This window comes from Xanthomonas sp. GPE 39 (genome assembly GCF_000963005.1).
GTDB lineage: Bacteria > Pseudomonadota > Gammaproteobacteria > Xanthomonadales > Xanthomonadaceae > Xanthomonas_A.
This window is the reverse complement of sequence record NZ_JZHZ01000007.1, coordinates 1,599,945-1,607,994: the sequence shown is the minus strand read 5'-3', so window position 1 is coordinate 1,607,994 and position 8,050 is coordinate 1,599,945. Positions and strand designations below refer to the sequence as shown.

At 57.7% G+C, this 8,050-nt stretch carries 2 protein-coding genes; both read left to right on the top strand.

The features are described from left to right. Positions 1-13 precede the first annotated feature (13 nt). A complete protein-coding gene (locus XALGPE39_RS06705) occupies positions 14-4,321 on the top strand; it encodes an amino acid adenylation domain-containing protein (protein ID WP_343123028.1) in 4,308 nt (1,435 codons plus the stop codon). A 260-nt stretch (positions 4,322-4,581) separates the two neighbouring features. Next, positions 4,582-8,050: non-ribosomal peptide synthetase (locus tag XALGPE39_RS06700; protein WP_161795326.1), on the top strand; the 3,469-nt coding region annotated here is incomplete at its 3' end.

Here is an 8,050-nt window from a genome sequence, read left to right as displayed (position 1 = left end):
TGATTTATTTGAAATAATAAAAAATAAAGAAATCACTCACGCAACGCTGCCTCCCTCAGTGTTGCCTACAGTAGAAAACATTGAAGAACTTGTTTCTTTGCAAACGATCGTTGTTGCGGGCGATTCGCTCTCTTCCAGCATCGCGAAATATTGGAGTCAAGGAAGGCGCTTAATCAATGCATATGGACCCACGGAAGCGACGGTCTGTGCCTGCATGCATGAATGCGATCCGAGCGCAATGGGCGCGCCACCGATTGGTCGTCCGATTGCCAATGTGCGCATCTACATCTTGGATGTGAATGGTGCCCCAGTTCCCATCGGCGTGGTGGGTGAGTTGTATATCGCTGGCGATAGCGTGGGGCGTGGGTATCTAAACCGGGATGACTTGACTGCTGAACGCTTCCTGGTGGATCCATTTAGTGACGATCCGACGGCGCACATGTATCGCACGGGCGATCTAGGGCGCTGGCGAGCCGATGGCACGATTGAATTTGTTGTGCGCAATGATCACCAGGTCAAGATCCGTGGTTTCCGTATTGAACTCGGCGAGATCGAGGCGCGGTTGAGTGCGCATGCGGATGTGCGCGAGTGCGTGGTGATGGCGCTGGAGGATGTCACCGGCAACGACAAGCGACTGGTGGCGTATTTAGTCGGTAGCCAGGGGGCGACGTCCGACCATCTGGGTGCGGAGGTATTGCGCAATTGGCTGTCCGCCACGCTACCGGACTACATGGTGCCGGCAGCCTATGTGCAGTTGGATCGCCTGCCATTGACTCCGAACGGCAAACTGGATCGCAAGGCCCTGCCGACACCAGATGGCGCGGCTTATGCGGCGCGTGCGTATGAAGCGCCGCAGGGCGCGATCGAACAGGCCATTGCTGGAATTTGGAGCGACCTGCTTGGTCTGGAGATGGTCGGGCGGCACGATAACTTTTTCGCCATCGGCGGGCATTCGCTGCTGGCGGTGCGGGTCGCTTCGCGCTTGCGTCAGCAGCTGGGTGTCGAGATCGGTGTGGCCGAGTTGTTTACGCATGCGACGTTGCAGCGTCTTGCCGAGTGTGTGGCCTCTTCCTCTAGTGTGGCCTTGCAGCCGATCATGCCGCTGGAGCCGGATGCGCCGCGCGTGCTGTCGTTTGCTCAGCAACGGCTCTGGTTCCTGTCGCAGTTCGAGGGTGTCAGTCAGGCGTATCACATCAGCGGCGGGCTAAGGTTGCTCGGTGTGTTGGATGCGCAGGCGCTGCAGCGTGCGTTGGATCGCATCGTGGCTCGACATGCGTCGCTGCGCACGACCTTCGCGTTGCTCGATGGGCAGGCGTTGCAGCACATCGCTGACGAGGACAATAGCTTCCATTTGATCGACCACGATCTGCGCTGTGTGCCTGATCGTGAGGTGGCGCTGCAGCAACTGTTAGTCGATGAAGCGCAAGCGCCATTTGCACTGGAGCAAGGCCCATTAATTCGTGGCCGATTGGTTCGACTTGCAGACGATGAATCCGTCCTCTTCGTCACGATGCACCACATCGTCTCGGACGGATGGTCGATGGGAATTTTGATCAACGAGTTGAGCGTGCTGTATCGAGCTTTTGCACGTGATGAGGTCGATCCGCTGCCAACGTTGCCAATTCAATACGCCGATTATGCAAGCTGGCAGCGGCAGTGGTTGACCGGAGATGTGCTGGAGCAGCAGGCGACCTACTGGCGCGAGACGCTGTCCGATGCGCCGGTGTTGCTGGAACTGCCGACGGATCGTGCACGTCCAGCTAGACAAAACCATGCCGGCGCGATGTTGGAGGTCATCGTCGATCCGCAGCAGGCACAGGCGTTGAAGGCCCTGAGCCAGCGCCATGGCTTGACGCTATATATGACCCTCCTGGCGAGTTGGGCGTTGCTGCTATCGCGTCTGTCCGGGCAGGACGATTTGGTGATTGGCAGTCCGGTGGCCAATCGTGGCCGCCATGAGACCGAAGGATTGATTGGCTTCTTCGTCAACACGCTGGCGATGCGAATTGAGTTGTCCGGCTCGCCGACGCTGGCGCAATTGCTGGCGTTGGTGAAGAACCGCACACTGCAAGCGCAGGCACATCAGGATATTCCGTTCGAGCAGGTGGTCGAACTGATTCAACCGCCACGCAGTCTGGCGCATGCGCCGCTGTTCCAAGTGATGTTTGCTTGGCAGAACACGCCGCAGGGCATTTTAGATCTCGGTGAAGTCCACGCCAGTGAACTTGGCATCGCACAGACGAGTGCGCAGTTCGACCTGTCGTTGTCGTTAGCAGAGGGCGAGCAGGGAATTGTCGGTAGTCTGACCTATGCCACGTCGCTGTTCGAGGATGCGACATTGCAGCGGTGGATGGGGCATTGGCGGCATTTGTTGGATGCGATGGTGGCCGACGGCGCTGAAGATCTTGCGGTGGACCGTCTGCCGTTGCTGGGCAAGGTCGAACGCCATCAGCTCTTGATGGAGTGGAATGCAACGGCGGCAGATTATCCACGCGATGCCTGTGTGCACGAGTTGTTCGAGGCACAGGTGGCCCGTGAGCCCGCGGCAATCGCCATTGTTCATGGCGAATTGGCGCTGACGTATGACGAGCTGAATACACGTGCCAATCAGTTGGCCCATTGCCTGCGGAAGTTGGGTGTACGCCCGGATGATCGCGTGGCGATCTGCATGCAGCGCAGTATTGAAATGGTGGTGGCGCTGCTGGCGGTACTCAAGGCGGGGGCGGCGTATGTTCCGCTGGATCCAGCCTATCCGCCTGAGCGATTGGCCCACATTCTCGCCGATTGCGGTGCCGTGATGGTGTTGGCTGTGACAGATGCCATCCTGCCAGCGCCGCTTGAGGTCTTGCGGGTCAACGTTGACGATACTGCGGTGAATGCGGCGCAATCTGACAGTCCAGCATTGCACTCGCATGGCGGTAAGAGTGCTTATGTCATGTACACCTCCGGTTCGACAGGAATGCCGAAGGGAGTCGAAATCCCGCATCGAGGGATCAATCGTCTGGTATTGAACAATGGGTATCTTCCCTTCATGCCGAGTGACTGTGTTGCTTTGGCCGCCAACCCGAGTTTTGATGCGATCACATTCGAAATCTGGGGTGCGCTGCTTAATGGCGCGCGCCTGGTCGTCATCGAATCCGATGTTCTGATGAACCCGGCACGCTTGGCAGAAACAGTCGAGTGTGAAGGGATCAATATATTATGGATGTCGACAGGTTTGTTTTATCAATATGCCGATAGCATGAAGGTTGGATTCGGTCGCTTACGTTATCTGTTGATCGGCGGCGATGCACTTGATCCAAGCGTAGTGGCGAAGGTGATGGATGGCGATAGGCCACAACATTTCTTGAATTTTTACGGCACAACAGAAACGACGACATTTGCTTCATTTTATGAGATCGAGGGTGTCGATGATGGCTCAAGAAGTCTCCCGATCGGTCGTCCGATCGCGAACACGCAAATCTACATTCTTGATAGGTACGGCGCGCCAGTCCCGATCGGGGTCGTGGGTGAGTTGTATATCGGAGGCGATGGCGTGGGGCTTGGGTATTTGAATCGGGAAGATTTGAATGCCGAGCGCTTTCTCACGGATCCATTTAGTGCCGATCCGACGGCGCGGATGTATCGCAGCGGCGATCTGGGGCGTTGGCGTGCCGATGGGACGATCGAGTTTGTGGGGCGTAACGATCACCAGGTCAAGATCCGCTGCTTCCGTATCGAGCTGGGCGAGATCGAAGTACGCCTGAGCGCGCATCCGGACGTGCGCGAGTGCGTGGTGGTGGCATTGGAAGAGGCAGGGGGTAACGACAAGCGGCTGGTGGCGTATTGGGTTGGTGCCGAGGGCGTGACCTCCGAACATCTTGGTGCAGAGGATTTGCGCAGCTGGCTGTCGGCGACTCTACCGGATTACATGGTGCCTGCCGCTTATATACAGCTAGATTGCTTGCCCGTGAATTCGAACGGCAAGCTGGATCGTAAGGCATTGCCTGCACCTGATGGTGCTGCCTATGTGGTGAGTGCTTATGAAGCACCGCAGGGTGAAATCGAACAGGCCATTGCGGTGATCTGGCGTGACCTGCTGGGTCTGGAGACGATCGGGCGGCACGACAACTTCTTTGCATTAGGTGGACATTCGCTGTTGGCGGTGACGCTGATTGAGCGCATGCGCCAGCTGGGTCTACAGGCCGATATTCAGAGTCTTTTCGCTACGCCAACGTTGGTTGCTCTGGCAGCTCATACCATGCCATTAAGTGATAATAATCAAATGAAATATTGCTCATCCTCTTTTGATGCTGATTCAATTGAGGAGGTTATCATATGAATATCTCAGATCTATTCCTTGAATTTAAATTAAATAAAATATCTCTCTCATTGAGTGATGATGGACTCAATCTGCGGATTTCTTGTAGAAAGGGGGCGCTTGATGTAGGTGCTCGTGAGTTAATTAAAAATAACAAGGAGGCTATAATTAATGAGTTAAATAAAGGGAATTTCGATCGCTTGAGGCATGGCGATGAATTTATTCGGGACAATAGGGTTTTATTAAATATATCAAGAGGTGAAATTCAAGATATTTCAAAAATGACGCCTGGTGGTTCTGAAAATATCCAGGACGTCTATCCGCTCGCCCCATTGCAGGAGGGCATCTTTTTCCATCACTTAATGCAGCGCGAAGGCGATGCCTATGTGCTGCCGAATCTGATCGCGTTCGACAGCCGTTCGCGTTTGGATGCGTTCGTCGATGCGCTGCAACGCGTGATCGATCGTCACGACATCCTGCGCACGGCGGTACTCTGGGAAGAGCTTACCGCACCGGTACAGGTCGTGTGGCGGCATGCGCCGTTGATGATCCAGGAGATTTGCCTGGATGAGGCCGATGGCGATGTAGCCACACAGTTGCAATCGCGCTTCGATCCACGGCACTGGCGCATGGATGTGCGTCAGGCACCGCTGATGCGCGGCTTTGCTGCGTACGATCCGGCGAATGATCGCTGGTTGCTGCAGCTACTCAGTCATCACCTTGCGCTCGATCACACCACGCTGGAGATTGTGTTAGAAGAAGTCAAATGTCACTTATGCGGCGAAGCCGCCAGCTTGCCCCCTTCGGTACCGTTCCGCAATTTTGTGGCGCAGTCGCTACTTGGCGTGAGCCGCGAGGAACACGAGGCGTATTTCCGCACGCTGCTCGGTGATGTGGATGAATCCTGTGCGCCGTTTGGTCTGGCCGATGTACAGAGCGATGGATCGGATGTGGAGGAAGTGCGGTTCGAGCTGCCGGCTCGGCTGTCGGCATTGTTATGCAGCCATGCACGCACACTTGGCGTGAGTGTGGCCAGCCTGTTCCATCTGGCCTGGGCGCAGGTGGTGGCGCGTGCTACGGGTCATGAGCGTGTTGTATTCGGAACCGTGTTGTTTGGCCGCATGCAGGGCGGCGCGGGCTCCGACCGTGCGCTGGGTATGTTTATCAATACTTTGCCGCTGCGGATTGAGATTAATGGGTCCAGCGTGTTGGAGAGTGTGCGTTCAGTGCAACAACGCCTTGCAGCGCTGTTGCGGCATGAGCATGCACCACTATCGCTGGTGCAGCGTTGCAGTAATGTCCCAGCGCCGGCACCGTTGTTTACCTCACTACTGAATTATCGGTATAGCGTCCAGGCGGAAGGCGCTGCCGAAGCGATGGCCTGGGAGGGAATCCAGATGCTGTCAGTTCACGAGCGGACGAATTATCCGCTTGGAATCTCTATCGACGATGTAGGCTCGGGTTTTGTACTGACGGTGCAGTCACAACGGCCACTGGTTCCGGGACGGATCTGCGCATTCATGGTGAAGGCGCTGGAAGGGCTTGCCGACGCGCTTGTCCATGCGCCTGAAACGGCGGTGCGCGATCTCGATGTTCTGCCCGAGGCTGAGCGCCATCAGCTGCTGATGGAGTGGAATGCAACGGCAGCGGATTATACCCGCGATGCGTGTGTGCATGAATTGTTCCAAGCACAGGTGGTGCGGACACCCTCGGCCATCGCGGTAGTGCAGGGCGAAGTGTCGCTGACGTATGCCGAGTTGAATACACGTGCCAACCGGCTGGCGCATTATCTGCGTGAATTGGGCGTCGGCCCGGATGATCGCGTGGCAATCTGCGTACAGCGCAGTGTCGAGATGGTCGTGGCGCTGCTGGCGGTGCTGAAGGCCGGTGGTGCGTATGTGCCGCTGGATCCGGCTTATCCTCCAGAGCGGCTGGCCTACATGCAAGCCGATTGCGGCGCGGTGGCGGTGCTAACGGACACCACCAGCCGCGGTCTGTTCGAGGACAGTGCCACTTCGGCGGTTATTGTTGATCTACACGCCGATGGCGAGCGCTGGGAGCATCTTCCATACAACAATTCCGACCACCATGCCAATGGTTTGACCGCTCACCATTTGGCGTATGTCATCTACACATCCGGCTCCACCGGCCGACCCAAGGGCACCTTGCTCACCCATGCCGGTGCAGCGCATTACCTGCAATGGGCTGTGCAGAACTATCAGCCGCAGCCAAGCGCGGTGGTGTCCTCGTCGCTGTCCTTCGACGCCACATTGACCAGTCTGCTCGCCCCGTTGCTGTGTGGTGCCCAGGTCGAACTGCTGCCCGAACATGACACCCTCGATGCCTTGCGGCAACGCCTGTGTGATTCGACCCCGCTGGGGTTGGTCAAGCTCACCCCGGCGCATCTGGAAGTGTTGGGTCAGCAATTGGCTGGCCATCCAGCACCGCTGAGCCCCGCCGTCATGGTGATCGGCGGCGAAGCCCTGCCGCCGGCCACGCTAGCCCGTTGGCAAGCCCTTGCACCGCACACCCGTATCATCAACGAGTACGGCCCCACCGAGACGGTGGTCGGCTGCGCAGTCCATACGACCACTGCCGACGATGCGCGTGCGCGCAACGGTCGCGTGCCGATCGGTCAACCGATTGCGCATCTGCGCCTGTACGTACTCGATGCATACGGGAAATTGGCACCGATTGGCGTGCCCGGTCAGCTGCATATCGCCGGACCACAGCTGGCGCGCGGTTATTTGGGACGCCCCGATCTGACCGCCGAACGCTTCGTGCCCGATCCATTCGCGGAATATCCCGGTGCGCGCATGTACCGCAGCGGCGATCTGGCGCGTTGGAGTGCAGATGGCAATCTCGATTATCTCGGTCGCAATGACGACCAAATCAAACTGCGCGGCTTTCGTATCGAGCTGGGCGAGATCCAGGCGCGGTTGAGCGCACATGCGGATGTGCGCGAGTGCGTGGTCGTGGCGCTGGAAGATGCGACAGGTAACGGCAAACGGCTGGTGGCGTATTGGGTCGGTGCCGAGGACGTGATGTCTGAAGATCTGGGTGCAGAGGCCCTGCGCAATTGGCTATCGGACGTACTGCCAGATTACATGCTTCCCAGCGCATACGTACATCTAGATGACTTGCCGCTGACCCCGAACGGCAAGCTGGATCGGAAGGCGTTACCCGCACCGGATGCCGCAGCCTATGCGGCGTGTGCGTATGAAGCGCCACAGGGCGCGATTGAACAAATCATCGCTGCGATCTGGTGCGATCTATTGGGTCTAGAGGTCATCGGGCGGCGCGACAACTTCTTCGCGCTCGGTGGACATTCGCTGCTGGCGGTGCGGGTCGCTTCGCGCTTGCGCAAGGAATTGGGTGTCGAGATTGGCGTGGCCGAGCTGTTTACGCATGCGACGTTGCAAGACCTTGCCGCTTGTGTGGCGTCTTCGTCCAGCGCGATCTTGCCGCCGATCCTGCCGCTGGAGACAGATGCACCGCGCGTTCTATCGTTTGCGCAGCAACGGCTCTGGTTCCTGTCGCAGTTCGAGGGCGTTAGCCAGGCGTATCACGTCAGCGGCGGCCTGCGCTTGCGTGGGGCATTGGATACGCAGGCGTTGCAGCGTGCATTAGACCGTATCGTGGCCCGGCATGCGTCGCTGCGCACGACCTTCGCGTTGCTCGATGGGCAGACGTTGCAGCACATTTCTGCTGAGGACATTGGCTTCCATCGGATCGATCACGATCTGCGCG